We start from the raw sequence: 24,515 nt of genomic DNA, 5'->3' as shown, positions 1-24,515 counted from the left end.
CAGGATATTCGGTCGGTGCGACGGCCGTCACGGGTGGGTGCGATTGACGCACACCCGTGACCGGGCGTGCTCAACCGAGGGAGGTCGCGATCCGGATCGCCTCGAACTTCGCCAGGTTGTGGCGCGCGTCGGCAAGCGCGTCGTGCGCGTCGCCCGGCGCCGGCGGCAGTGCGGGCCGCCCGGCGTCCTCCCAACGCTGCTTCAGTTCGCGGGTGAAGCGCGGCATCGACTGCGGCAGCGCCGTCATGTCGCCCCACAGTTGACACAACGCGACGTGGTCGTACGCGGCCACCCATGCCCACAGCTCCGGCACCACCCCCGGGCGCGGGATCAGGAACTTCAGCAGATCGTCGCGGATCTTCGCGCGGGTGCGCCACGCCGGGGAGGTCCGCGGCGGCAGCTTCGGCAGCACGTTGCTGCGCACCCACTTTCCGGCCCGGGACTCGTCGAACTCGGTCGAGACGGCGTAGAACTCGCGGCCGTCCTCCGCGGCCACGCCGATGGAGATCAGGTCGATTGTGCGACCATCCTCGATGAACTCGCAGTCGTAGAAGTAGCGCACGACGGGCACCCTATGCGCCCGGCACACTGGTGACGCGACCGCCCCCGAACCGAAGGATGACATGCGACCTGACCGCGACCCCGGGATGCCGACCGACAGCGACCCCGGTACCGGCGCGAGCGCATCCGGCGGATCGGGCTCGCAGTCGTGGCTGCCCGGGGCAGGCACCCCGGTCGGCGTCGCGCTGCGAGTGGTGGTGCTCGCGGCCGCGCTGGCGGGGGCCTGCTACCACCTGTTCGGTCTGCCTCCGCTGCGCGAGTTCGCCGACTACTACCGCATCGACCTCGACGTCTACCGGATCGGTGGCGCGGCACTCGTCGACGGCCTGCCGCTCTACGGACCGATGCCGGCGACGGCCCTCGGTTCGGCGCTGCCGTTCACGTATCCCCCGCTGGCGGCGATCGTGTTCGCGCCGCTGTCGGCGATCACCCTGGACCAGGCGAGCTTCGTCCTGACCGCATTGTCGCTGGCCGCGCTGATCGCGACGATCGTCGTGACGCTGCGCGCACTGGGCATGGTCGGGCGTTCGACCGTGTGGTGGTCGGCGGGCGCACTGTTCGCGATCACGGTGCTGCCCACCGATCACGGTCTCTACGGCCCGTTCGAGCCGATCCGCTCGACCCTCGACTACGGCCAGGTCAACATCGTCCTGATGGCGCTCGTCGCGGCCGACTGCCTGCTGCCGCGGACCCCGTGGCCGCGTGGCCTGCTCGTCGGCCTGGTTGCCGCGGTGAAGCTGACGCCCGCGGTGTTCGTGCTGTACTTCCTGCTGCGCAAGGACGTTCGCGCGACCGTCATGACCGCGGTCGGGTTCCTCGCCGGCACCGCCGTCGGGTTCCTCGTCACGTTCACCGACGCGAAGCAGTACTGGACCGAGACGCTGATGGACTCCGGCCGGATCGGCACCCCGGCGTACCCGGCGAACCAGTCGATCACCGGCATGCTGGCCCGACTCGGCCTAGACGAGTCCGCCCGCACCCCGGTGTGGGCGCTGTGCTGCCTGCTGATGCTGGCCGTCACGGTCGTCGCGGTCCGCCGGGCGTTCGCCGCGGACCGGCCGGTGCTGGCTCTGACCGCGACGGCCCTGTTCGGGCTGCTGGCCTCGCCGGTGTCGTGGTCGCACCACTGGGTGTGGGCGGTTCCGCTGGTGCTGGCGTCCGCCCAGCTGGCCCTCGACCGGACCGTCGATCCGGGCCGGCGGGTGCTCTGGGCGGCGTGGGCGGTCGGCGGCGCGGTCCTGTTCCACCTCGCACCGCACTGGAGACTCAGCCCCGGACGCACCAGTGGGCTGGGCTGGCCGCTGTGGGATCAGCTGCTCGCGTCGTCGTACGTGTGGTGGGCGGTGGCGACGCTGCTGCTCGTCGCGTTGGTCCCGCTGCCCGCGACCGTGGCCACCGAGGCCGCGGCACCCGCCGTCGAGACGGCGCCGGCCCGCTGACCCGTCAGCCGGCCCGGGTGTCGGGGACGCGGTCGGCCGAGGCGCTCGCCTTCTTCTTCAGCGTCGCGGCGTAGATGTCGACGTACTCCTGGCCGGACAGCTGCATCAGCTTGTACATCACCTCGTCGGTGACGGCGCGTTCGACGAACCGGTTACCGGCCATGCCGTGGAAACGGGAGAAGTCGATCGGCTCACCGATCCGGACGACGATCTTCGCCGGACGCGGCCACCGGGAGCCGATCGGGTTGAGCTTCTCGGTGCCGATCATCGCGACCGGGATCACCGGGACACCCGCGGCGAGCGCCATCCGCGCCATCCCGGTCTTGCCCTTGTAGAGCCGGCCGTCCGGGGATCGGGTTCCTTCCGGGTAGATCCCGAGCAGCTTGCCGCCGCCGAGCACCCGCAGCCCGGCGGCGAGCGCGTCCGCGGCCGCGTCGGCTCCGGTGCGGTCGATCGGCACCTGGCCGGCCGCGGTGAAGAACCAGCGCTGGAACCGCCCGGTGAATCCGGTGCCGGTGAAGTATTCGCTCTTGGCGAGGAAGGTGATCCGGCGCGGCGCCCGCAGCGGCAGGTAGAACGAGTCCATCACCGCCTTGTGGTTGCTCGCCAGGATCGCCGGGCCGTCCGCCGGAAGATGCTGCGCCCCTTCGATTGTGGGACGCCCGAGCGCGAACAGGATCGGCCCGAGAAGGATGTACTTGAACAGCCAGTACCACATGATGCCTCCCGAGACCGTCGCGTGCGGAGAACTGTACCGACGCGTGGGATACCCGGCCACACGGCGACCCACACCCCGGCGGCCCCTACCCGAGCGCGGCGCGGGCCAGGTCGGCGGCACCGACCAGCGCGGCTGCCTCGCCGAGTTGCGTGATCCGGATCCGGGCGAGCGGCCGGTGCCCGGCACCGGTCAGTGCGCGCGCGTAGTGGTCGCGAGCATCGTCGAGGAACAACCCGGCCGAGCTGGCCACGCCCCCGGCGATCACCATCAGTTCGGGGTCGAACACGTCCGCGACCATCGCCAGCCCGAGGCCGAGCCACCGCGCGAAGTCCGCCATCGTGCGTTCCGCGACCCGGTCGCCGTCGCGGGCGGCCCCGGCGATGCGGCGCCCGGTCAGCGAGCCCGGGTCGCGCGCCACCTCGGCCGCCAGCACCGCCGACTCGGACGGGTCGGCGGCCAGCAGCTCGATCGCCGTCTCCACCAGAGCCGTTCCGCTGCAGTACCGTTCCCAGCAGCCGCGCTTGCCGCACGCGCACGGGCGGCCGTCCGGCACCACCTGCAGGTGTCCCAGTTCCGGCGCCACGCCGTGGCTGCCTCGGTACAACCGGCCGTCGACGAGCAACGCCGCGCCGATCCCGGTCCCGATCGCGATCGTGACGACGTTGCCGCCTCCGGTCGCGGCGCCGAATCGTCGCTCCGCCCACGCCGCGGCGTTCGCGTCGTGTTCGAGCACCACCGGCAGCCCGAGCCGGTCCCCGAGCTCGCGCGCCACCGGGGCGCCGACCCAGGGCAGGTGCGGCGCGAACCGGACGACCCCGAGGTCCTCGGACACGAACCCGGCAACGGCGAGGCCGATCGCGCCGACCTCGTTGCGGGAGAGCAGATCCCGGATCGTGCGGTCCAGCGCGCCCTGGAGCGCGGGCGCCGACCTCGGTGTCGGCGACTGCGCGGTGTCGAGCACCTGGCCGTCGGCGTCGACCACGGCGGCCCGGATGCTGGTGCCGCCCACGTCGACACCGATCGTCGGGATCGCACCCCGCTGACTGCTCATGTCGCCGGATTGTCCTCGATCCGGACCTGGATCGGGACGAATCCGCGTCGCGGGGCCGAGGTCGAGTCGCCGGGCCCGCCGGCGGGTGGGCCGCGGTGACCGGCGTGTTCGTCGAGCAGGGCCCGCACGAGCGCGAGCAGGGCAGCGATCTGCGAGGCGATCATCGCGACCAGTTCGTGCTGCTCGCCGCGAATCAGGGCGACGAGCGCGCAGACCGGGCACCAGCTGCATCCGGACGCCCCGGCGGCCGCCTCCGCGCCCTCGGCAGGCGCCGCCGCGGCCGCCTCCGCGGCACGTTCGAGGAGAGGTTCGACGCGGTCGAGGACCGTGACGGCGAGGGACCGCAGCTCGGCGATCAGGTCGGCGTGGTCCCCGGTCACTGCGGCCACACCTGCGGATCGGGCCGGAACCGCACGACCAGCTCGCCACCCTCGAGGCCGGCGCTGTCGGTGTGGCAGCGCCGCAGCACGGAGGCGAGGGTCATCCGCCGCCGCACCCCCGCGGCACCGATCAGCAGGTCGTCCTCGACGCGGCCGAGGGTGATCGAGGCCGGATCGACCAGCGGCAGGGGCACGTGCAGCGCGTACACCGAGTCCACCCCCACCCCTGATTCGAGTTCCACCGTCGGTCCCGGCCGTGTCTGCTCGTCCGAGCGCACCGGATCGGTTCCGGGCGCGAAGAGATCGTCCGCCACGGCACCGAGAGGCCCCAACCCTACCGGCTCGTCTCCCGGGTCGTGCGCGACGAGTACCGGAACGCCCGCCAACTCCTCGCGCAGCGCGGCCACCACCGCACGCTGACCGGCCGCGCGCCGCGCGTACCAGCGCACCGCCGGTGCACCGGACTCGCCGTCGACGATCGAATCGTCCTGCGGCAGAACGCCGTTGAAAACCACATCGTCGAGACGGATTCCCAGCAGGGCCAGCGCGGTCACCGTGCGCCGGGCCTCCGCCGCGGCCACCGACTGCGCGCCGACCACCAGCCGCACCCCGGTCCGGGACCGGTCGGCGAGCAGGGCGCGGACCGGCACCGTCGACTCCACCAGCCGGTCGGCCAGCAGGGCCGTCAGCAGCTGCCACTGCGGGGTGTCCTGGCCCAGCGTGACCCGCCGGTGCCGCGGCCAGATCCGTTCCACCCCGTCGGCGACCAGGTCCGCGACCGTGAGCAGGCGCAGCGCGTCCGCGGTCGCGGGGCAGTCGACCAACAGGACGTCCCAGTCGCCGCCGTTCGCCAGACGCGTGACCTCGGCGAGCCCGACGAGTTCCTGGGCACCCGGGAGCGACGTGAGCTCGGCGGGATCGGGCAGCGCCGCGGCGTGGTCGTGTCCCGGCCCCGCGGGCGCCAGCGCACCCAGTGCGTCGAGGCGACGCTGCAGCAGCGCCAGGGTGTCCAGTTCGAGGACCTCGAGTCCACCGCCCGCACCGCCGGCGCCCTCGATGTCGCGGACCGCGTCGTCGGCGCCCGGTCGCCGCGCCGTCCCCAGTACGTCCGAGACCGAGTGCGCCTGGTCGAGCGAGACGAGCAGCACCCGAGATCCCGTGCGCGCCAATGCCACGGCGGTGGCCGCGGCCACGGTGGTCTTCCCGACGCCTCCCTTGCCGACGACGAACTGCACCCGCGGGTACGCGTCGGCCTCTCTCGCGGTCAGCCCTCGACCCTCTTCTTCAGTTCCTTGAGTGCGGTGTCGGTGATCGCCTTCTCCGCCTTGCGCGTGAACAGCCCGATCATCGGGATCGTCAGGTCCACCGTCAGCTCGTAGGTCACCATCGTCGACCCGTCGGGCAGCGGCTCGAGCGTGTAGGACCCGGACTGCGCCTTCTGGATCTCGCCCGAGACCAGTTCCCACGAGACCGACCGGCCGTCAGCGGCCCAGTCGAACTCGAGCACGTAGGTGTCCTTGACCATGCCCGCGTCGAGGACGAACCGAACCTGCCGGGCACGCCCGGACGGACCGACCTCGAGCACCTCGACGGACTTCGCGGCCGCCACCCACTGCGGGTACGCGGCGTAGTCCGCGATCACGTCCATCACCTGTCGCGGTGTCGCGGCGATCGTGATCGACCTCTTGGTCTTCTCGGCCATGCGAGAACGTTTCCTTTCCACCCGGCCCGTTCGGCGTCAGCGCTGCGGGGACTCCCCGGCGGGCCGGCCCGCCTCGAGCTCCCGCTTCGCCTCGAACGTGACGACCTTCCCGGCGAGCCGACGCGCGTGGTTCATCGCGGCGAGGTCGAGCGAGGCGACGTCCTCGGGCGCCACACCGGCAGGCTCGGCGTGCAGGAAGTAGTGCACGATCGTGCCGTCGAGTTCGGGTTCGAGCCAGAGCTCCATGGTCCCGGTCAGCGCGCCGTCGACGGTCCAGCGAATCCCCTTCTCCGCGCGGTCCTCCCGGACGTCGATCCGGAGGTCGGGCCACCACCGGCGCCATTTCGCGCGAACCCCGAGAACCTCCGCGACCCGTGCCGGCGGCGCCGCGATGAACGTCTGGTCCGCAACCTGAATGCTGCTCACCCACACAGCTTCACATATCCGCCGCGGCCGAGGTGGCGCAGGTCGCGTCGAGCAGGGTTTAGAGTGGACCCGAGTAATACCTACTCGTCAGTATCCTCAGGTTCGGAGGCCAGCACGTGCGTGAATTCAGCGTTCCCCTCAACTTCGCCGTCCCGGCCGACGGATCCGCGGTCGATGCCGTCCACACCCACGCCGCGACGACCCCGAACCTGGTGCTGTTCAAGCGACTGGCGGGTGGCACCTGGATCGACGTGACCGCCGCCGAGATCGCCGAGCAGGTCACCGCGGTCGCCAAGGGACTGATCGCGTCGGGTGTCGCACCCGGCGACCGCGTTGCCCTGATGTCCGGGACCCGCTACGAGTGGCCGATCCTCGACTTCGCGATCTGGTCGGCCGGCGCGGTCACCGTTCCGATCTACGAGACGTCCGCCGCCGACCAGGTGCGCTGGATTCTCGAGGACTCCGCCGCGGTCGCGCTGATCGTCGAGAACGACGGCCACGCCCGCACCGTCGCCGACGTCACCGGGCAGTTCCCCGGCCTGCACACGGTGCTGCAGATCGAGACCACCGACGGCAGCGCCGGCGCGATCGCGGCGCTCGTCGAGCGCGGCGCCGAGATCGCCGACGACGAGGTGCGGTCCCGAACCGCCGCACTGCAGGCGTCCGACCCGGCCACCCTGATCTACACCTCCGGCACCACCGGACGGCCCAAGGGCTGCATGCTCACCCACTCGAACCTGATCGCCGAGTCGCAGGCGATCGCGACCTCCGGGTTCGGCACCCTGCTGCAGCCGGGCCGCCGCAACCTGATGTTCCTGCCGCTGGCCCACGTGCTGGCCCGCGCCGTCAGCCTCGCCGCGTTCAACGCAGGCACCACCGTCGGTCACACCTCCGACACGAAGAACATCCTCACCGCCTTCGGCGAGTTCAAGCCGGACTTCATCCTGTCGGTGCCGCGGGTGTTCGAGAAGGTCTACAACACCGCCAGCCAGAAGGCCCACAACGACGGCAAGGGCAAGATCTTCGACCTGGCCGCGGACGTCGCGGTGGAGTGGAGCCGCGCCCAGGACACCGGCGGAGCGGGATTCGTGCTGAACCTCAAGCACACCGTGTTCGACAAGCTCGTGTACGGCAAGCTGAAGGCCGCGCTCGGCGGCCAGTGCCAGCTCGCGATCTCCGGTGGCGCACCGCTCGGCGCCCGCCTCGGACACTTCTTCCGCGGCATCGGCGTCACGATCTACGAGGGCTACGGCCTGACCGAGACCACCGCCGCGATCACGGTCAACTCGCCGGGCAACCAGAAGATCGGCACCGTCGGAAAGCCGTTGGCCGGCAACTCCGTTCGGATCGCCGACGACGGCGAGATCCTGCTGTCCGGTCCGGTCGTGTTCACCGGGTACTGGCACAACGAGACCGCCACGAAGGAGGCGATCGACGACGGCTGGTTCCACACCGGCGACCTCGGCTCGCTCGACACCGAGGGCTACCTGAGCATCACCGGCCGCAAGAAGGAGATCATCGTCACCGCGGGCGGCAAGAACGTGGCCCCGGCCGTGCTCGAGGACCACCTCCGGGCGCACCCGTTGATCAGCCAGGCGATCGTCGTCGGCGACCAGAAGCCGTTCATCGGCGCCCTGATCACCGTCGACCCTGAAGCGTGGCCGGGCTGGCTCGAGCGCAACAGCAAGCCCGCCGGCGCCACGGTCGAGGACCTGCTCGCCGACGCCGACCTCGTCGCCGAGGTCGACTCCGCGATCGCCGACGCGAACCGCCTCGTCTCGCACGCCGAGGCCATCAAGAAGTACCGCATCCTGCCGGTCGACTTCACCGAGGAGACGGGTGAGCTCACCCCGACGCTCAAGCTCAAGCGCAACGTCATCCACCAGAACCACGGTGCCGTGATCGAGGCGATCTACGGCTGAGCAGCGTCGCTGCCGGTGAGTGGGTGACGCCCACTCACCGGCGCCGCAGCCGCGACGGCAGCGCGCGGCCGTCGCAGGCGCTACAGCAGGGCGCGCAGCTTCGCGGCCATCAGGTCCCAGCCCCATTGCTCGGACGCCCACTTCCGGCCGGCCACGCCCATCGCAGCCGCCCGGTCGCGGTCGGCGAGCACCGAGACCACCGACTCCGCGACCGCGGCCACCGAGCGCCCGTCGACGACGTGCCCGGTCTCCCCCTCGCGCACGGTTTCCGGTGCACCGCCGGAATCGCCGGCGATCACCGGGACACCGGTCGCCGACGCCTCCAGGTAGACGATCCCGAGACCCTCGACGTCGAGCCCCGCGCCGCGGGTGCGGCACGGCATCGCGAACACGTCGGCGATCGTGTGGTGCGCGGCGAGTTCGGCGGCCGGCACCCCACCGGTGAACACGACGTGCTCGTCCACGCCGACCCGGCCCGCGAGCCGACGCAGCGACTCCTCGTACGGTCCGCCGCCGACGATCACGAGGACGGCGCCGTCGATCTCCCGACGGATCCGCGGCAGCGCCCGGATCAGGACGTCCTGCCCCTTCCTCGGCACCAGCCGCGACAGGCACAGGATCGTCGGCCGCTCGCCCAGCCCGTACCGGGCCCGCAGCTCGGCCCGGGCGGCCGGATCGGGACGGAAGGTCTCGCTGTCCACGCCGGGCGGCAGGTGCTCGAGACCGGCCCGCGGTCCGAACGCCGCGGAGAAGCGGCGCCGGGTGTACTTGCTGACGTACGTGACGACGTCGGCGGTGTCGCCGATGCGGCGCAGCGACCGCCGCGCCCCGGGCACCATCGACCAGCCGACCTCGTGTCCGTGTGTGCTCGCCACCACCCGCTGTGCGCCGGCTCGGCGCAGGTGCGGCCCCAGCAGCGCCAGCGGTGCCGCGGCGCCGAACCACACACTGTCGCAGTCGCGGCTGCGCAGCAGCTTGGCCGCCTTCCGGGCCACCAGCGGGGTCGGCAGCATCAGCGTCGTGGGGTGCCGGACGACCTCGAACGGCTGCTGTGCGTCGAACCTGGTGTGGCTGTCACCACGCCACCGCGGCGCGTACACGACCAGCTCGTCGGCGGGCAGCGCCGTGGCCAGCGCGTGCAGGTAGGACTGGATGCCGCCGGGTCGCGGTGGAAAGTCGTTCGTCACCAACAGGGTTCGGCGCATGGGTCCACCGTATGCGGTGGCTCCCGGACCCGGTGCCGCAGGGTCGACGTCGGTCAGTGAAGCTGATCCGACAGCCAGGATCCCCACTGCGCGATCAGCTCGCGGGTCGGGACCCCGAGCACGGCCCGGATCCGCTCGTCGACGACGGTTGCGTCCGCGGGTCCGGTGGCCAGCGTGCGGTACAGGTCCCGCAGCCGGTCCTCACCGAACCGGTCCGCGATGAACGTGGTCACGGTCCACGCCGACTCGTACGCGGCGACGGCCCGCTCACCGCCCGCGGTGAAGTCGGCGTCCGACGGCAACCGGGCGGGAGGACCGTGCGCGGCGACCGCGGCCGACACGGTCGGCGCGACCGCCCTGACACCCTCGCCGTCTCCCCGGTGCCCGACGTGGTCGGCGAATCCCTCCAGCATCCACATCGGCGACCCGTCGGTGGTGCCGGCCCGGGTCGCGACGTGGGTCAGCTCGTGCCGCAGGACCGCCCGGCGGTTCACCTCGGTGAGCCGGTCACCGGCGGTGGGGCTGAACACGATCCGTTGCCCGGTCACCGTCGACGCCCCGGGCGTCACCGCGTCGGAGACGGACACCGCGGCGATGTCGGACCCGCTGTGCCCGGTACCGACCTGCTCGGTGAACTCGTCCCGGTCCGCGGTCACGATCACGACGGCGCGGCGTGCCCAGTCGGGGCCCCACACGTCGGTGACCGCGGGTACCGCGGTGGCGAGTTCGTCGACGAGCGCGTCGATCAGTCCCTGCTGCCCGGGGTGGCCGAGCACCACCGAGGTGCCGCCCCCGGTCTCCACCGACCGGGTCACGATGGGACCGAAATCCCAAGGACCACGCCACGTCTGGCGGTCGTACTCGGCGAGCGGCCGGTCGGAGACCAGTTTCCACTCGTCACCGCGGCGCGCGACCACGAGAGAGACCGGCTTACGGGTCGGGCCCTGGTCCGCCTCCGCGATCGCGTACCGCAGGTGGACCTGCGGTGCCCACACGTCGGTGGCCTGCAGCTGCTCCGCCAGATCGCTCGGAACCGGCGTCTCCGGTGCGTTGCCGATCTCGTAGCCCCAGTCCGACAGCGGCACGCCCGCCAGGTTGTGCATCCGCCGCAGCTCGGCGGGCAGGAACTCCGGCATCGCGCCCTGGTCGAACAGTGCCGCGAGCGCCGCCTCGTCTCCGGACCGCACCGCGACGGCCCACCGGTCCAGCAGTGCCTGGACCCCGGCACGACGCGCCTGCTCGAACGGACTCGCCGGCGCCGTCGACGTCGACGCGGCGGCCGGCTCGGACGGGTGCGGTCGCAGGGTCAGACCCGCGGCTCCCACGACGACGAGCAGCAGGCCCCCGAGCGCGGCGGCCTCCCAGGGCCGGATCCGGCGCCGCGGCGCTTTCCCCGCGTCGATGGTCAGTACCTGCGGGCGCCGTAGAACGGGTAGGCGTCCAGCGGGGCGACCTTCACCGGCACCCCGAACGTCGACGCGTGCACGATGTTGCCGTTGCCGGCGTACATGCCCACGTGCGACGCGTCGGAGTAGTACAGCACCAGGTCACCCGGCTGCAGGTCTTCCTTCCGGACCGGAGTGCCGGAGGCCGCCTGGGCCTGGCTCGACCGCGGCAACACCTTGCCGATCTGCTTGTACGCCCACACCATCAGACCCGAGCAGTCGTAGCCGTCGGGGCCGGTGGCGCCCCACACGTACGGCTTGCCGACCTGCGTCAGCGCCGCCTGCAGGGCACTCGAGTTGGACCCGGGCACCAGGCCTTTCAGCACGATCGACGGGTCGTACCCGGGTGGGAACGCAGACCCGGCGAGGGTGGCCTTCTCCGCGCTGGTCAACGCGGCGAAGGCCTGGGTCACCTGTCCGATCTGGGCCTGCAGGTCGCTCTGCGTGCGCTGCAGGTCGTCGCTGATCGAACGGGCGTGCTCGGTGGCCGTGCGGGCGTCGTCCGCCGACCTGCGCGACGCCTCCTCCGCGGCCGCGGCCGCGTCCCCGGCCTCCTTGAACTTGCCGACCTGGGCCGCGGTGTCCGCGGAGAGCACGCTCAACGTCGACATCTGGTCGAGCAGCTGCTGCGGCGAGTCCGAGACCATCACCGCGAACAGCCGGTTGACGCGCCCGCCCTGGTAGTTGGCGGCCGTCAGACGATCCACAGCGGGCTGGAACTGCGCCATCGCGCTCCGCGCCTCGTCGAGCCGCCGCTGGTCCTCCTGGTGACGGGTCTCGGCGTCCCGCTGGACCGCGAGCTTGGAGTCGAGGTCGATCTGGGCGTTGTGCATCGCCTCGGTGGTCTGTTCCGACTTCCGCGAGAGGTCGGTGAGCCGCTGCAGCGCGGCGGTCGGATTGTCGAGCGCGGGATCGGCGCCGGCCGGACCAGTGCCGGCAGTCGCGAGCGCGAGGGTGAGTACTCCGGCAGCGATCGCGGTGGATCGCTTCCTCAGTGACGCCACGAACCGGGTACTCCTGTTCTTCCGCACGAAAAAGTCTCGGCAAGGTTACGGAACGGCACAGCGCGGTGTCCACCCGGTGAATGACGGCCGGGCGAGACCTCGGACACCGCGACGGGCCCGCCGATCCGGAAGGGATCGACGGGCCCGTCGGCGGTCTGCGATGCGTCGTGGCACTTCCCCGTTCCGCGGCGCATCACGGACACGTCACCAGGTGGGCGGCGGCCGTCAGTAGCGGCGCGCGCCGTCCATCGGCATCGACCCCAGCGGGGCGCGCTTGACCGGGGTGCCGGAGGTGGCGGCGTGGATGATCTCGCCGTTGCCGGCGTAGATGCCCGAGTGCGATCCGCCGTAGAACGAGACGACGTCACCGGGCTGCAGGTCCTTGGCCGACACCGGCGTGCCGGCCGCGGCCTGGTCGTAGCTGGTGCGGGGCAGGTTCAGGCCGGCCTGCTTGAAGGCCCACTGGACGAGGCCGGAGCAGTCGAAGGCATCCGGTCCGGCGGCGCCCCACACGTACGGGGCACCGATCTTGCTGGCCGCGGCCTCGACGGCCTTCTGGCCCACGGTCTTGATCTGATCCGGAGCGGGCACCTGCACGTTCGGCAGCGGCGGGAGCTGCGGCAGGGCCGGGATCTGGATGGTCTGGGCCGGAACGCCCGGGATGTCGAACGTGCCGACGCCGGGCACCGTGACCGGTTCGGCGAAGGCAGGGGCCGCGGTGGCCGTGATCGCGCCGATGGTGAGGGCGCTGGCGACGGCGGCGCGCCGGGCCTTGGAGCTCAGTGTTGCCACGAAAGGAGGTGCCTTTCTTCCATTCCTCCGCCGACCGAGTTAGCTGACGGGTTCGGGCCGGGAAGATTCGGCCCTACCCGACGGCACGCGGTCTGCGCTCCGGCGGGATTCACCCCAATGGAAACGTGGGTTCCCGGTTCGATTCCCTTGCGGGAGATCGATTAGGCGGTACCTGGCGATGCCGCTCCGGTGTGGCGCGGCAAGACTCCGTCAGGTCTCGAGAAGATTACGAAAGCCCTCCGGCGGTGTCGACCCGAAGCCCGCCGGAAACCGGACAAAGCGCCCGTTTTTACCCCTCGACAACCATCAGGCGACTCCGGTGTCACGAACAGATAACGACCGACCGGTCTGCGTCGGATCGACGGCCGGAACCAGTCGCAGCCTCGGCACCATACCGACGTCGGCGAGCGCCTCCATCGCTGCTCGTTCGTCCTGCTCAATACTCATTCGGGCCGCAACGGCGGCACCCGTCGCCGGCACCGGGTCCGCCGCCCCGGGGTACCCGAGCAGCACCGTCACCACGCAGTCGCCGCAGGCGATGTCGCGAACCGCGCACTCGCTGCAATCCACAATCATTGTGACCCTCGTCTCATCCGTGCCGCCGGGCGTTTCCCGCTGCCCGATACGACGCACGCTAGCGAAGCCCCCCGACAGCACATCCGACCCGAACCGCCTGCCACCGGGCGGCTCCGACGGCACCAGCGCGACCCGCATCGGAAGCGATGTCGGTGCCGCCGCCTAGCCTCGGCCGCGTGAGTTCCCGCGACGCCGCCGCACACCAGCTGACGTTCGACGAGCTGGACACCCCGTTGCGGGACACCACGTTCGTGGTCGTCGACCTCGAGACCACCGGCAGCAGCCCGGCCGACGACGCGATCACCGAGATCGGCGCGGTGAAGATCCGCGGCGGGCAGGTGCTCGGCGAGCTCGGCACCCTGGTCGACCCCGGCCGCACCGTTCCACCGCACATCGTCACGTTGACCGGCATCACGTCGGCGATGCTCGTCGATGCGCCACGCATCGAGCAGGTGCTGCCCAGCTTCCTCGAGTTCGCGCGCGGTGCGGTGCTGGTCGCACACAACGCCCCGTTCGACGTCGGGTTCCTGAAGGCTGCGGTGGCGCGACACGACCTCGCCTGGCCGCCGTTCCAGGTGCTGTGCACGGTCAAGCTCGCCCGCCGCGTGCTCTCCCGCGAGGAGGCGCCGTCGGTGCGCCTGTCGGCGCTCGCCGACCTGTTCCACGTCACCACCCGCCCGACCCACCGCGCCCTCGACGACGCCCGCGCCACCGTCGACGTCCTGCACGCACTGATCGAGCGGGTCGGCAACCTGGGCGTGCACAGCTACCCGGAGCTGGTCGACTACCTGCCGAACGTGTCGTCGGCCCAGCGCGGCAAGCGCGGGCTGGCAGCGCACCTGCCCCGCACCCCCGGCGTCTACCTGTTCCGGGGCCCGTCCGACGAGGTGCTCTACGTCGGGACGGCCGTCAATCTGCAGCGCCGGGTCCGCGGCTACTTCACCGGATCCGAGACCCGGGCGCGGATGAAGGAGATGGTGGCACTGGCCACCCGCATCGACCACGTCGAGTGCGCGCACGGACTCGAGGCCGCGGTACGCGAACTGCGCCTGTTGGCCGCCCACGCGCCTCCGTACAACCGGCGCTCGAAGTTCCCCAAGCGGGCGTGGTGGATCACCCTGACCGACGAGCCGTTTCCCCGGCTGTCGATCACCCGGCGCGCCGACGCCGACTCCCTCGGACCGTTCACGAATCGCACCGACGCGGCCGACGTCGCCGCGACGATCACCGACGTGTGCCGGATTCGAAACTGCACCAAGAAGATTCGACGCGACCAGGTGCACGGACCGGATTGTCCGGACGGCGTCGTCGGCGGCTGCCCGGCCGGCTCCGACCCGCAGACACCCGAGCGGTACGGTGCGGCGGTCGCGGCGGTGCGGGCCCTGATTCGCGGCACCGACGACGCCCCACTGCGCCGGCTGCGGTCCCGGATCGACGAGCTGGCCGCCGCCGAACTGTTCGAGAGCGCGGCCCGGCTGCGGGACCGTACCGCTGCCCTCGGCACCGCGTTGCGTCGCGCCCAGCGGCTCGCCGCGGTCGCCGCGATCGACGAACTGGTCGCCGCCCGGCCACGGGACGGCGGGGGCTGGGAGTTCGCCGTGGTCCGCGCCGGCCGGCTCGCCTCGGCCGGGGTCGCGCCACGCGGTGTGCCCCCGATGCCGGTCGTCGACGCCCTGACACTGGCCGCGGAAACGGTGCTCCCGGAACCGTCGCCGCTGCGGGGGGCCACCGCGGGTGAGGTCGGGCTGCTCGCGAGCTGGTTGGACTCCCCGGGCACGCGGATCGTGCGCACCAGTGACGGGTACGCGGAGCCCGCCCGCGGCGCGGGCGCGTGGCAGAGGTGGTGTGCGCTCGCGCGCGGTGCGGCGTCCTAGTCTGATCGGGCGACAAGCGCACGCGGTGCTCCATGCCGCCGCCGACAGGTGCCGCACCCTTTACACACGCCGCACGCTTTACATACAAGGAGCGAGATGATCAACGCCATCGTCCTCATTCACGCCGAGGCGAACCGGATCCCCGAGACCGCCCAGGCCGTCGCCGACATCGCCGGGGTCTCCGAGGTGTACTCGTGTGCGGGCGACGTCGATCTCATCGCGATCGTCAAGGTCCGCGACCACGAGCAGATCGCGGACGTCGTCACCGGCTCGATCAACAAGGTGGCCGGCGTTCTGCGCACCACCACCCACATCGCGTTCCGGTCCTACGCGAGCGCCGACGTCGAGGCCGCGTTCTCCATCGGCGAGTGAACGGCGGGAGCCGCCGCCCGGTCGACCGGGCGGCGGCTCCCGTCGCGGGGGTGCGACGCGGTCAGCCGGCGAGCCGCTCGCTCACGGCGACCCAGCGGTCGAGCAGCGCGGCCGCCGCACCGTTGTCGATGACCTCGACAGCGCGCGCCATTCCGGCCTTCAGCGCCTCGTTCAGGTTGCCGCCCAGGCCGTGGTAGGCGGCGATGGCACCGCCGGCGTTGAGCACCACCGCGTCGTGGACGGCGCCGCGCTCACCCGCGAGCACCGCCCGGGCGATCAGCGCGTTCGCCTCGGCATCTCCGCCGCGCAACGCGTCCAGCGGAACCCGCTCGATCCCCAGTTCGGTCGGGTCGATACGCGCTTCGCGAACCGTGCCGCCGCCGACGACGAACGCCGTGCTCGTGGTCGAGGTGGTGATCTCGTCGAGGCCGTCGTCGCCGCGGACGACCAGCGCGGACACCCCGCGGCCGGCGAGCACGCCGGCGAGCACCGGCTGCAGGTCCGCGAACGCGCACCCGATCAACCCGGCGCGCGGCCGGGCCGGGTTCGTCAGCGGCCCGAGCACGTTGAACACGGTCGGGATCCCGATCTCCTTGCGGGGTCCGGAGGTGAACCGGAATGCGGGATGGAAGGTCGGCGCGAAGCAGAACCCGATCCCGACCTCACGCACGCACGTCGCAACCGCGTCCGGGTCGAGGTTGATCCGGACCCCGAGCGCCTCGAGCACGTCGGCGCCGCCGCTCTTCGAGGACGCGGCCCGGTTCCCGTGCTTGACCACCCGAACCCCGGCGGCCGCGACCACGACCGACGCCATCGTCGAGATGTTGACGGTGTGCTGCCGGTCGCCGCCGGTGCCGACGATGTCGACGGCATCGGTGTTGCCCGCGGCGGAGTCGCCGGTGTCGAGGTCGAGGGTGCGGGCGTGCGCGAGCATCGCGTCGGCGATACCGGTCACCTCGGCCGGCGTGGTGCCCTTCATCTTCAACGCGACGCCGAACGCGGCGATCTGGGCGGGGGTGGCGTTGTCCGACATGATCTCGCCCATCGCCCACGAGGCGGTGGCCGCGTCGAGATCACGTCCGTCCGTCAGTGCACCGAGCACCTCGGGCCAAGTCCCCATACCAACCGCCTCTTGTCTCGTCATCGCTGCATCGAATCGGTCAGCAGTTTAGTCAGCACCGGCAACCGGATTCGGCGGCGGCTGCAGCGCGTCCCAGCCCAGGACGGTGCCACCGGCCCGTTGCGCCAACCCGGCCATCCGGGACCGCTCCTGGGAGCAGTGCAGGGCGTCGAGCACCTGGGTGCGCTGCAGCACGACCGCGACCAGTTCGTCCCCGCTCGCGGCGACCGGCGCCTGCCGGGGGTCGCGGGACACCGTGTACCCGTCCTGCGCGGCGAGCGCGACCGCGGCGTCGACACCCTCGGCCGGCAACCGGAGGTGGTGCCGGAGGACGGCCTCCGCGTCCTGGATCCACCGCGGGTCCGCGGCGGCCGCGCGGTCGAGCGCGGCACTGCACGCCTCGACGTCGTCGTAGCTCGACGCGACCACGACCAGGTCCTCCCGGTCCCGGTCCAGGGGGACCGTCCGACGACGCCGGAAGAGGTTGTGCCACCACCGCGCTCGAGTCATGCGGACAGCGTCCCACGAGCGCCGACCTGCACAATCACGGGCTCGGGCATACTGGAACACGGACACGACGCGCCCAGGACGGACCCGGGTTCCGCTCGCTTACGACAAGGCGTCATACTTCCTTCTGTGACGAGCGCAGTAGGGACCCAAGGATCCGCAATCACCCAGAGGGTGCACTCGCTGAACCGGCCGAACATGGTCAGCGTCGGCACCATTGTCTGGCTGTCCAGCGAGCTGATGTTCTTCGCTGGTTTGTTCGCGATGTACTTTGTCGCGCGCGCGCAGGCGCACGGCAACTGGCCGCCGGAGCCCACCGAGCTGAACCTGACACTCGCCGTGCCGGTGACCGCGGTGCTCGTGGCCTCGTCGTTCACCTGCCAGATGGGCGTCTTCGCCGCCGAGAAGGGTGACGTCTTCGGCCTGCGCCGCTGGTACGTCCTCACCCTCGTGATGGGCATCTTCTTCGTCGCCGGTCAGGCCTACGAGTACTACCACCTGGTGCACGAGGGCACGACGCTGTCGAGCAGCGCGTACGGCTCGGTCTTCTACATGACCACCGGCTTCCACGGCCTGCACGTGATCGGCGGTCTGGTGGCCTTCGTCTTCCTGCTCGTGCGAACCAAGGTCAGCAAGTTCACGCCTGCCCAGGCAACCGCAGCGATCGTTGTCTCGTACTACTGGCACTTCGTCGACATCGTGTGGATCGGCCTGTTCGCCACCATCTATTTCATCCGTTAGAAGCTGAACGCAGTACCCAGCCCAGTCCGTTCAGTCCGTCCCCGCGAGATCAAAGGGATACAGATGAGTTCATCCCCCCCTTCCGCAGCCGCCGACCATGCGACTGCAACGAAAGCCCGTCGTCAGCGCAAGGTTCGTCGCCGCATCACCGGCGCCCTGATCCTGATGATGGGACTCGTCGGCGCAGGCTTCCTCGCGTCGGCACTGACCCCGACGCCGCAGGTTGCCACCGCGTCCGACGATGCGTCAGCGCTGATCCGCGAGGGCAAGCAGCTGTACGACACCTCCTGCGTCACCTGCCACGGCGCCAACCTGCAGGGTGTGCAGGACCGCGGCCCCAGCCTGATCGGTGTCGGTGAGGCCGCCGTCTACTTCCAGGTCTCCTCCGGCCGCATGCCCGCGGCCCGCAACGAGGCCCAGATCATGCGCAAGCCGCCGAAGTTCGACGCCGGCCAGATCGACGCGCTCGGCGCCTTCGTCCAGGCCAACGGCGGCGGACCGACCGTCGTGCGGGACCCGAGCGGCGAGGTCGCGAGCACCTCGCTGCGCGGCGACGAGATCGCCCGCGGCAGCGAGCTGTTCCGGCTGAACTGCGCGTCGTGCCACAACTTCACCGGCCGGGGCGGCGCGCTGTCCTCCGGTAAGTTCGCGCCGCCGCTGGATCCGCCGACCGAGCAGCAGATCTACCAGGCGATGGTCACCGGCCCCCAGAACATGCCGAAGTTCTCCGACCGGCAGCTGAGCCCCGACGAGAAGCGCGACATCATCGCCTACATCAAGTCCGCCAGCGAGACCAAGAACCCCGGCGGCTACGGCCTCGGCGGCTTCGGTCCGGCGTCTGAGGGCATGGCCATGTGGGTCATCGGAATCGTCGCCGTTGTCGGCGCAGCACTGTGGATCGGAGCAAGGTCATGAGCGACGCCGGTCACGGCGACACGCCGAAGAACCACACCCCGGAGGAGCTCGACGCGATGAGTCGCGACGATCTCGTCAAACTGGGCACCAACCTCGACGGGGTCGACGTCGCGTTCCGCCGCGAACGCTGGTCGGTCAAGGGCACCAAGGCCGAGAAGCGCGCCGAGCGCGCCGTCGCCTACTGGTTCACGCTCGCCGGCATCTCTGCGGTCGCGTTCATCGCGATCTACCTCTTCTGGCCCTGGGAGTACAAGGGCATGGGCGAAGAGGGCTACGGCATGTACAGCCTGTACACCCCGCTGATCGGCCTGACCATGGGTCTGGCCATCCTCGGTGTCGGTGTCGGCGCGGTGCTGTTCACGAAGAAGTTCATCCCCGAAGAGGTGTCGATCCAGGACCGCCACGACGCCGGCGGCTCCGCGGAGGTCGACCGCAGGACCATCGTCGCCGAGCTCAGCGATTCGCTGGAGACCTCGACGCTCGGTCGCCGCAAGCTGATCAAGCGGTCCCTCGGTTTCGGTGCCGGCGCGCTCGGCATCATGGCGATCATGCCGCTCGGCGGTCTGATCAAGAACCCGTGGGCCAAGGGCGACAAGTCGGACCTGTGGACCTCCGGGTGGACCCCGAACTTCCCCGGCGAGACCATCTACCTGCGTCGTTACACCGGCCGTCCCGAGGACATCGTCCTGGTGCGCCCGGAGGACCTCGACGCCGGCGCGATGGAGACGGTCTTCCCGTTCCGTGAGTCCGAGCGCCACGACGAGCGCGCCCTCGCGCACGCTCTGAAGCGCGCCGACAACCCGGTCATGCTGATCCGTCTGCGCACCGAGGACAGCGACCGCGCCGTCAGGCGCAAGGGTCAGGAGAGCTTCAACTTCGGCGACTACTGGGCGTACTCGAAGCTGTGCACGCACCTCGGCTGCCCGACGTCGCTGTACGAGCAGCAGACCAACCGGATCCTCTGCCCGTGCCACCAGTCGCAGTTCGACGCACTGCAGTACGGAAAGCCGATCTTCGGACCCGCCGCTCGCGCCCTGCCCCAGTTGCCGATTACAGTCAACAAGGAGGGCTTCCTCGTCGCCAACGGTGACTTCGTCGAGGCCCTCGGCCCCGGATTCTGGGAGCGTCGTTCATGACAACCATCACTGGCGGCCAGTCCAAGGCCGCAGCACACGCCGCGAAGGCCGGCGAGAACCTGGACTCGCGGTACCACCTCGCGGCCGGTATGCGCAAGCAGATCAACAAGGTCTTCCCGACTCACTGGTCTTTCATGCTCGGTGAGATCGCGCTGTACAGCTTCGTCATCCTGCTCATCTCGGGCGTCTACCTGACGCTGTTCTTCGACCCGTCGATGGCGGAGGTCGTCTACAACGGCGCCTACCAGCCGCTGCGCGGCGTCGAGATGTCGCGGGCCTACGCGACCACCCTCGACCTCTCCTTCGAGGTGCGCGGTGGCCTGTTCGTCCGGCAGATCCACCACTGGGCGGCGCTGATGTTCGCCGCGTCGATCATCGTCCACCTCCTGCGCATCTTCTTCACCGGCGCGTTCCGGCGCCCGCGCGAGGCGAACTGGGTCATCGGCTGCCTGCTGCTGATCCTGGCGATGTTCGAGGGCTTCTTCGGCTACTCGCTGCCCGACGACCTGCTGTCCGGCACCGGCCTGCGGGCCGCGCTGTCCGGCATCACGCTGTCGGTCCCGATCGTCGGCAGCTGGCTGCAGTTCCTGATCTTCGACGGCGACTTCCCCGGCACCCTGATCATCCCCCGCCTGTACGTCGCGCACGTGCTGCTCGTCCCGGGCATCATCCTGGCCCTGATCGGCGCCCACCTGGCGCTGGTCTGGTACCAGAAGCACACGCAGTTCCCCGGCCCCGGCCGCACCGAGGGCAATGTCGTCGGTGTCCGGATCCTCCCGGTGTTCGCCCTCAAGGGTGGCGCGTTCTTCGCGTTCACCTTCGGCATCCTGGCCGTGATGGGCGGCGTGCTGCAGATCAACCCGATCTGGAACATCGGTCCGTACAACCCGTCGCAGGTGTCCGCGGGCAGCCAGCCCGACATCTACATGATGTGGACCGACGGCATGGCCCGACTGTGGCCGGCGTGGGAGATCTACCCGTTCGGCCGGTACACCGTGCCCGCCGTGTTCGCGGTCGCGCTGATCATGGGTCTGGTGTTCACCGTGCTGATCGCCTACCCGTGGATCGAGAAGAAGCTCACCAAGGACGACGCGCACCACAACCTGCTGCAGCGTCCGCGTGACGTTCCGGTTCGCACCTCGATCGGCGCGATGGCCCTGACCTTCTACGCGATCCTGACCGTCATGTGTGTCAACGACATCATCGCGTACAAGTTCGACATCTCCATCAACGCGACGACGTGGATGGGCCGCATCGGCATCGTCGTGCTGCCCCCGATCGCCTACTTCGTCACCTACCGGTTCTGCATTGGTCTGCAGCGCAGCGACCGTGCGGTGCTCGAGCACGGCATCGAGACCGGCGTCATCAAGCGTCTCCCGCACGGCGAGTACATCGAGGTGCACCAGCCGCTCGGGCCGGTCGACGACCACGGACACCCGATCCCGCTGGAGTACCAGGGCGCCGCGGTGCCGAAGAAGATGAACAAGCTCGGTTCGGCCGGCAAGCCCGGCTCGGGCAGCCTGCTCGTCGCCGACCCGCCGGAGCAGTCGGCCGCGCTGGTCGCGGATGCGCACGAGAAGGAGCACGACCAGCTCGCGATTCTCGCGGCGTACCAGGACAAGGCGAACGGCGGAACGCCCTCGAAGGACGACGCCGAGCACTGATCCGACGCAGCTCGTACAACGGGAAAGGCCCCGAACCCCTCACGGGGTTCGGGGCCTTTCCCGTTGTGCGGACCGGCTCGCGCCGCGGTCGCAGGCACAGGGCCCGCAAGCGTCCACGACGGCACGCGTGCGGGCATTGTGCGGGCCCCTGCCCCTCGACCCCACGCGGGGACGAGGGTGTCCGGTGCGCGGGATCGCGGCGACGCGCCCCCAGCGCGCCCGGCCCCGCTGACGCGGCCGACCCGGGCACCGACGGGTCGCTCCCACCGAGTCGGGCGAGCGGATCGCGGGCCACCCGCATGCGTCGACGCAGCGTGTTCAGTGCACGGTGCTGAACCAACCGGACCGTCGGGGCGTCCACACCCAGCAGGTGCGCCGTCTCCTCCGCGGACAGCCCCCACACCACACGCATCCGTAGCACGCACCGCTGCCGCTCGGGCAGCGCGACGATCAGCCGCGTCCACTCCCCCGGCTCCGCTCACCCGACGACGGTGTCGCGCGCCGCGTCCCGACCGGAAGGGTCGGGTGTCCCGATCGCCGGGGACGCGGGGTCCCGGCCGATCAGTCCCGCCAGACCTCCGTGTAGCTGTACCAGCCGTCTCCGAGCGGGGTGGCGGTGAAGTCGTCACGGCCGACCGGGGCGCGGTCGGGTGAGTACACCCAGCCCGACGAGACGGACAGGAAGGTGCCGTCGTCGTCCTGGAAATACACGCCCCCGTCGGGTCCCCGGTGCACGTGGGCGATCTCGATCCCGCCGAGCCGGACGCCCTCGGCCCGGTAGGCGGGATCGTCCGGAAGGGCACGCACGTACCCGTCGAACTCGGGCCGCGCGGACTCGAAGTCGGGAATCGGGAGCACGGCCGCGACGGCCGCACCGGCGACAACGACCGCCGGTGCCGCGGCGATCCACCACGACCACGTGCGATCCCGCCCGAGGACGTACAGGGCCTTGATCGCCCACACCAGCCCGGTGACGAGCAGCACGAGCACGGCGACACCGCCGAAGAAGAGCCGGTCGAAGTCCGTCGTGTTGCGCGACCCCGGCCACCAGTCCGAGACCAGCACGACCAGCGCGGCGACCGCGAGCACGACGACGGTCAGGACGACGGGCCCGGGCGGTGTCGCCGCGCGGCGGTCCGGCGGTGCGGCCGGCGCCGGTGCTGTGGATGTCATTGCTCTCCCCCACCGCCGACCGGGACCGGGCGCGGCGGGGGTCCCGTCCGGCATGTCCGGTTTCGTGAACGTGTCGCCAGAGTATGGCAGAGACGCCGAAACGCCGCGGGCGCCACACCCACTCGGGGTGTGGCGCCCGCGGCGCTCGGGGTTGGGTCAGTGCTTCTCGGGCCCGATGTGGTACTCGAAGACCAGACCGGCGGCGGACGCGATCACCAGCGCGGCACCGACCACGATCATCCACGGCTGGAAGAAGGCCAGCGACACCGCCGTGAACGCGGCCGCACCGGCGACCAGGATCGGCCAGAAGCTGCCCGGGCTGAAGAAGCCCAGGTCGCCCGCGCCGTCCGAGATCTCGGCCTCCTCGTAGTCCTCCGGCCGGGTGTCGAGGCGACGGGCCACGAACCGGAAGTAGGTGCCGATGATCAGGCTCAGCCCGGCCGTCAGCGCCAGCGCGGTGACGCCGGCCCACTCGATCCCCGTCCTCGACACGGCGGTGAAGACGCCGTACACGATTCCGATGAAGATGAAAAACACCGTCAAGATCTCGAAGAGCTTCGCTTCGATCTTCATATCAGCTCGTCCTTCAGCGGTTTGCTAGGTCGTTCCGTGCCGGAGCACGGGATGTCTCGGCGCCGTCGGGACGGCTTACTGGTACTCGCCCTCGAGGACCTGGGTGGCCTGGCGGTAGGTCCGGTCCGTGTTGAACGGGGTCGTCGACGTCGCCACCGGCGACTCGCCGATCGCGGCCAGCGCCTCGGCATTGCTCATCGCCTCGCCGCCCTGGCCCACCGGCTTGCGCAGCTCGATGTACTTGGCGAACTTCTCCGGGCTGACGGCGCGGACCTCGAAGTTCATCATCGCGTGGTAGGTGCCGCACATCTCGGCGCAGCGGCCGACGAACGCGCCTTCCTTCTGGATCTCGCTGATCTGGAAGACGTTGTCGGAGTGGTTCTCCGCCGGGTTCGGCATGACGTCCCGCTTGAACAGGAACTCCGGCACCCAGAACGCGTGGATGACGTCGGCCGCGGCGAGGTGGAACTCGATGCGCTTGCCGGTCGGCAGGACGAGGACCGGGATCTCGGTGCTCGTGCCGACGGTCTCGATGGTGTCGTAACGCAGGTACGACAGGTCGTTCTCGCTCTTGCCGGCCAGCGGGCCCGGAACCTGGTGCCCGTGGATGATCTGCTCCTCGGCGGGCGCCTCGGCCGCGGCCTGGGCGGCGACGTCGACGCCGTCGTACTTGGCGGTACCGTCCCCGACCTCGATGCTGCGGTAACCGAACTTCCAGTTCCACTGGTAGGCGGTCACGTCGACGACGACGTTCGGGTTGTCCTTCTTCTCCGTGACGTAGTTCTGCACGACGACGGTGAAGTAGAACAGGACCGCGATGATGACGAACGGCACCGCGGTGTAGAAGAGCTCGAGCGGCACGTTGTAGGCCGTCTGCCGCGGGAACTCCGGGGAGTCCTTCTTCTTCCGGTGGAAGATGACCACCCAGAACGTCAGGCCCCACACGATCACGCCCATGAACAGGGCGGCGATGACCGACCAGGTCCACAGTTCACGCATCCGCTCAGCCTGCGGAGTGATGCCCGACGGCCAGCCGAAGCGAAGCACCGAATTGTCGATCGAACATCCCGACAGCAGCATGGCGGCCAGCCCCAATGAGACCGCTAGCCCCGCTCGCCGAAGGATCCGACTCTGCGCCACGTTCACGCCTTCCTGATCGCCGCAAAATTGATAGGGGCAGCCCTGCGGGACACCCGAATACTACGCAGCGTAGACCAAA

At 70.6% G+C, this 24,515-nt stretch carries 25 protein-coding genes, 1 pseudogene and 1 riboswitch; of the genes and pseudogenes, 8 read left to right on the top strand and 18 right to left on the bottom strand.

Annotated elements, in window-relative coordinates; translation table 11 throughout:
- Positions 1–70: 70 nt before the first annotated feature.
- Positions 71–562 carry a polyadenylate-specific 3'-exoribonuclease AS gene (locus ABD951_RS13435; RefSeq protein WP_345345555.1) on the bottom strand — a complete coding sequence of 164 codons (492 nt, stop codon included), beginning with the start codon at positions 560–562 and terminating at the stop codon, positions 71–73.
- Positions 563–623: 61 nt separating this feature from the next.
- Between ABD951_RS13435 and ABD951_RS13430 the strand changes: the two genes are divergently transcribed.
- Positions 624–2,000: a glycosyltransferase 87 family protein gene (locus ABD951_RS13430; protein ID WP_345345553.1), complete on the top strand. Its 1,377-nt coding sequence runs from the start codon at positions 624–626 to the stop codon at positions 1,998–2,000.
- A 4-nt stretch (positions 2,001–2,004) separates the two neighbouring features.
- On the opposite strand, the gene ABD951_RS13425 is transcribed toward ABD951_RS13430, so the two are convergent.
- From ABD951_RS13425 to ABD951_RS13400, 6 genes are all read right to left on the bottom strand, one after another.
- Positions 2,005–2,718, bottom strand: a complete 714-nt coding sequence (locus ABD951_RS13425) for a lysophospholipid acyltransferase family protein (RefSeq protein ID WP_345345551.1) — start codon at positions 2,716–2,718, stop codon at positions 2,005–2,007.
- A gap of 85 nt (positions 2,719–2,803) precedes the next feature.
- The gene (locus ABD951_RS13420; RefSeq protein WP_345345549.1) at positions 2,804–3,769 is read right to left on the bottom strand and encodes an ROK family protein; all 966 of its coding nucleotides are present in this window, start codon (positions 3,767–3,769) and stop codon (positions 2,804–2,806) included.
- Entirely contained in the window at positions 3,766–4,149 is a 384-nt protein-coding gene (locus ABD951_RS13415; RefSeq protein ID WP_345345547.1) for a hypothetical protein, read from the bottom strand. Before ABD951_RS13415 ends, ABD951_RS13420 begins: the two co-directional genes overlap by 4 nt.
- Positions 4,146–5,384, bottom strand: a complete 1,239-nt coding sequence (locus ABD951_RS13410; protein ID WP_345345545.1) for an ArsA family ATPase — start codon at positions 5,382–5,384, stop codon at positions 4,146–4,148. The genes ABD951_RS13415 and ABD951_RS13410 overlap by 4 nt, the downstream gene beginning before the upstream one ends.
- A gap of 29 nt (positions 5,385–5,413) precedes the next feature.
- Positions 5,414–5,851 (bottom strand): SRPBCC family protein, encoded by a 438-nt coding sequence (locus tag ABD951_RS13405; RefSeq protein ID WP_345345543.1) that lies wholly within the window; start codon positions 5,849–5,851, stop codon positions 5,414–5,416.
- A gap of 36 nt (positions 5,852–5,887) precedes the next feature.
- The gene (locus ABD951_RS13400; protein ID WP_345345541.1) at positions 5,888–6,277 is read right to left on the bottom strand and encodes a polyketide cyclase / dehydrase and lipid transport; all 390 of its coding nucleotides are present in this window, start codon (positions 6,275–6,277) and stop codon (positions 5,888–5,890) included.
- A gap of 116 nt (positions 6,278–6,393) precedes the next feature.
- Between ABD951_RS13400 and ABD951_RS13395 the strand changes: the two genes are divergently transcribed.
- Positions 6,394–8,199 carry an AMP-dependent synthetase/ligase gene (locus tag ABD951_RS13395; RefSeq protein WP_345345539.1) on the top strand — a complete coding sequence of 602 codons (1,806 nt, stop codon included), beginning with the start codon at positions 6,394–6,396 and terminating at the stop codon, positions 8,197–8,199.
- Positions 8,200–8,279: 80 nt separating this feature from the next.
- Here ABD951_RS13395 and ABD951_RS13390 read toward each other — a convergent pair whose 3' ends face one another.
- From ABD951_RS13390 to ABD951_RS13370, 5 genes are all read right to left on the bottom strand, one after another.
- Entirely contained in the window at positions 8,280–9,404 is a 1,125-nt protein-coding gene (locus ABD951_RS13390; RefSeq protein WP_345345537.1) for a glycosyltransferase family 4 protein, read from the bottom strand.
- Between the two features lie 53 nt (positions 9,405–9,457).
- Entirely contained in the window at positions 9,458–10,729 is a 1,272-nt protein-coding gene (locus ABD951_RS13385; protein WP_345345535.1) for a gluzincin family metallopeptidase, read from the bottom strand.
- A gap of 80 nt (positions 10,730–10,809) precedes the next feature.
- Positions 10,810–11,853, bottom strand: coding sequence for a C40 family peptidase (locus tag ABD951_RS13380; protein WP_345345533.1), 1,044 nt, complete (start codon positions 11,851–11,853; stop codon positions 10,810–10,812).
- 225 nt (positions 11,854–12,078) lie between these two features.
- Complete coding sequence (locus ABD951_RS13375) at positions 12,079–12,645, bottom strand: C40 family peptidase (RefSeq protein WP_345345531.1); 567 nt, start codon at positions 12,643–12,645, stop codon at positions 12,079–12,081.
- A gap of 12 nt (positions 12,646–12,657) precedes the next feature.
- Positions 12,658–12,823, bottom strand: a riboswitch (cyclic di-AMP (ydaO/yuaA leader).
- Between the two features lie 128 nt (positions 12,824–12,951).
- Entirely contained in the window at positions 12,952–13,359 is a 408-nt protein-coding gene (locus tag ABD951_RS13370) for a hypothetical protein (RefSeq protein WP_425569847.1), read from the bottom strand.
- Between the two features lie 8 nt (positions 13,360–13,367).
- Between ABD951_RS13370 and ABD951_RS13365 the strand changes: the two genes are divergently transcribed.
- Complete coding sequence (locus ABD951_RS13365; RefSeq protein WP_345345529.1) at positions 13,368–15,095, top strand: DEDD exonuclease domain-containing protein; 1,728 nt, start codon at positions 13,368–13,370, stop codon at positions 15,093–15,095.
- A gap of 96 nt (positions 15,096–15,191) precedes the next feature.
- Positions 15,192–15,467: an Lrp/AsnC family transcriptional regulator gene (locus ABD951_RS13360; RefSeq protein ID WP_345345527.1), complete on the top strand. Its 276-nt coding sequence runs from the start codon at positions 15,192–15,194 to the stop codon at positions 15,465–15,467.
- 61 nt (positions 15,468–15,528) lie between these two features.
- Here ABD951_RS13360 and trpD read toward each other — a convergent pair whose 3' ends face one another.
- Both trpD and ABD951_RS13350 read right to left on the bottom strand, forming a co-directional pair.
- Positions 15,529–16,587: an anthranilate phosphoribosyltransferase gene (gene trpD / locus ABD951_RS13355; RefSeq protein WP_345345525.1), complete on the bottom strand. Its 1,059-nt coding sequence runs from the start codon at positions 16,585–16,587 to the stop codon at positions 15,529–15,531.
- 48 nt (positions 16,588–16,635) lie between these two features.
- Positions 16,636–17,097 (bottom strand): hypothetical protein, encoded by a 462-nt coding sequence (locus ABD951_RS13350; protein WP_345345523.1) that lies wholly within the window; start codon positions 17,095–17,097, stop codon positions 16,636–16,638.
- A gap of 126 nt (positions 17,098–17,223) precedes the next feature.
- Between ABD951_RS13350 and ctaE the strand changes: the two genes are divergently transcribed.
- The 4 genes from ctaE (at position 17,224) to qcrB (ending at position 21,550) form a co-directional block, all read left to right on the top strand.
- Complete coding sequence (gene ctaE / locus ABD951_RS13345) at positions 17,224–17,835, top strand: aa3-type cytochrome oxidase subunit III (RefSeq protein WP_345345521.1); 612 nt, start codon at positions 17,224–17,226, stop codon at positions 17,833–17,835.
- A 63-nt stretch (positions 17,836–17,898) separates the two neighbouring features.
- Complete coding sequence (gene qcrC / locus ABD951_RS13340) at positions 17,899–18,750, top strand: cytochrome bc1 complex diheme cytochrome c subunit (RefSeq protein WP_345345519.1); 852 nt, start codon at positions 17,899–17,901, stop codon at positions 18,748–18,750.
- Entirely contained in the window at positions 18,747–19,886 is a 1,140-nt protein-coding gene (gene qcrA / locus ABD951_RS13335) for a cytochrome bc1 complex Rieske iron-sulfur subunit (protein ID WP_345345517.1), read from the top strand. The genes qcrC and qcrA overlap by 4 nt, the downstream gene beginning before the upstream one ends.
- A complete protein-coding gene (gene qcrB, locus ABD951_RS13330; RefSeq protein ID WP_345345515.1) occupies positions 19,883–21,550 on the top strand; it encodes a cytochrome bc1 complex cytochrome b subunit in 1,668 nt (555 codons plus the stop codon). Before qcrA ends, qcrB begins: the two co-directional genes overlap by 4 nt.
- A 319-nt stretch (positions 21,551–21,869) precedes the next feature.
- Here the strand turns inward: qcrB and ABD951_RS28680 are convergent.
- The 4 genes and pseudogenes from ABD951_RS28680 to ctaC all read right to left on the bottom strand — a co-directional run.
- Positions 21,870–22,001 (bottom strand): annotated as a pseudogene (locus ABD951_RS28680) (sigma factor-like helix-turn-helix DNA-binding protein); the annotation flags it as partial.
- Positions 22,002–22,111: 110 nt separating this feature from the next.
- Positions 22,112–22,723 carry a DUF1109 domain-containing protein gene (locus tag ABD951_RS13325; RefSeq protein ID WP_345345513.1) on the bottom strand — a complete coding sequence of 204 codons (612 nt, stop codon included), beginning with the start codon at positions 22,721–22,723 and terminating at the stop codon, positions 22,112–22,114.
- Between the two features lie 156 nt (positions 22,724–22,879).
- Positions 22,880–23,296, bottom strand: a complete 417-nt coding sequence (locus tag ABD951_RS13320; protein WP_345345511.1) for a cytochrome c oxidase subunit 4 — start codon at positions 23,294–23,296, stop codon at positions 22,880–22,882.
- Between the two features lie 75 nt (positions 23,297–23,371).
- Positions 23,372–24,442, bottom strand: a complete 1,071-nt coding sequence (gene ctaC, locus ABD951_RS13315; protein WP_345345509.1) for an aa3-type cytochrome oxidase subunit II — start codon at positions 24,440–24,442, stop codon at positions 23,372–23,374.
- Positions 24,443–24,515: the final 73 nt, after the last annotated feature.

This window comes from Rhodococcus olei (assembly GCF_039540555.1).
Classification (GTDB): Bacteria; Actinomycetota; Actinomycetes; order Mycobacteriales; family Mycobacteriaceae; genus Rhodococcus_G; species Rhodococcus_G olei.
Note: the sequence above shows the minus strand (reverse complement) of the source record. Positions and strands in the feature narration are given on the sequence as shown.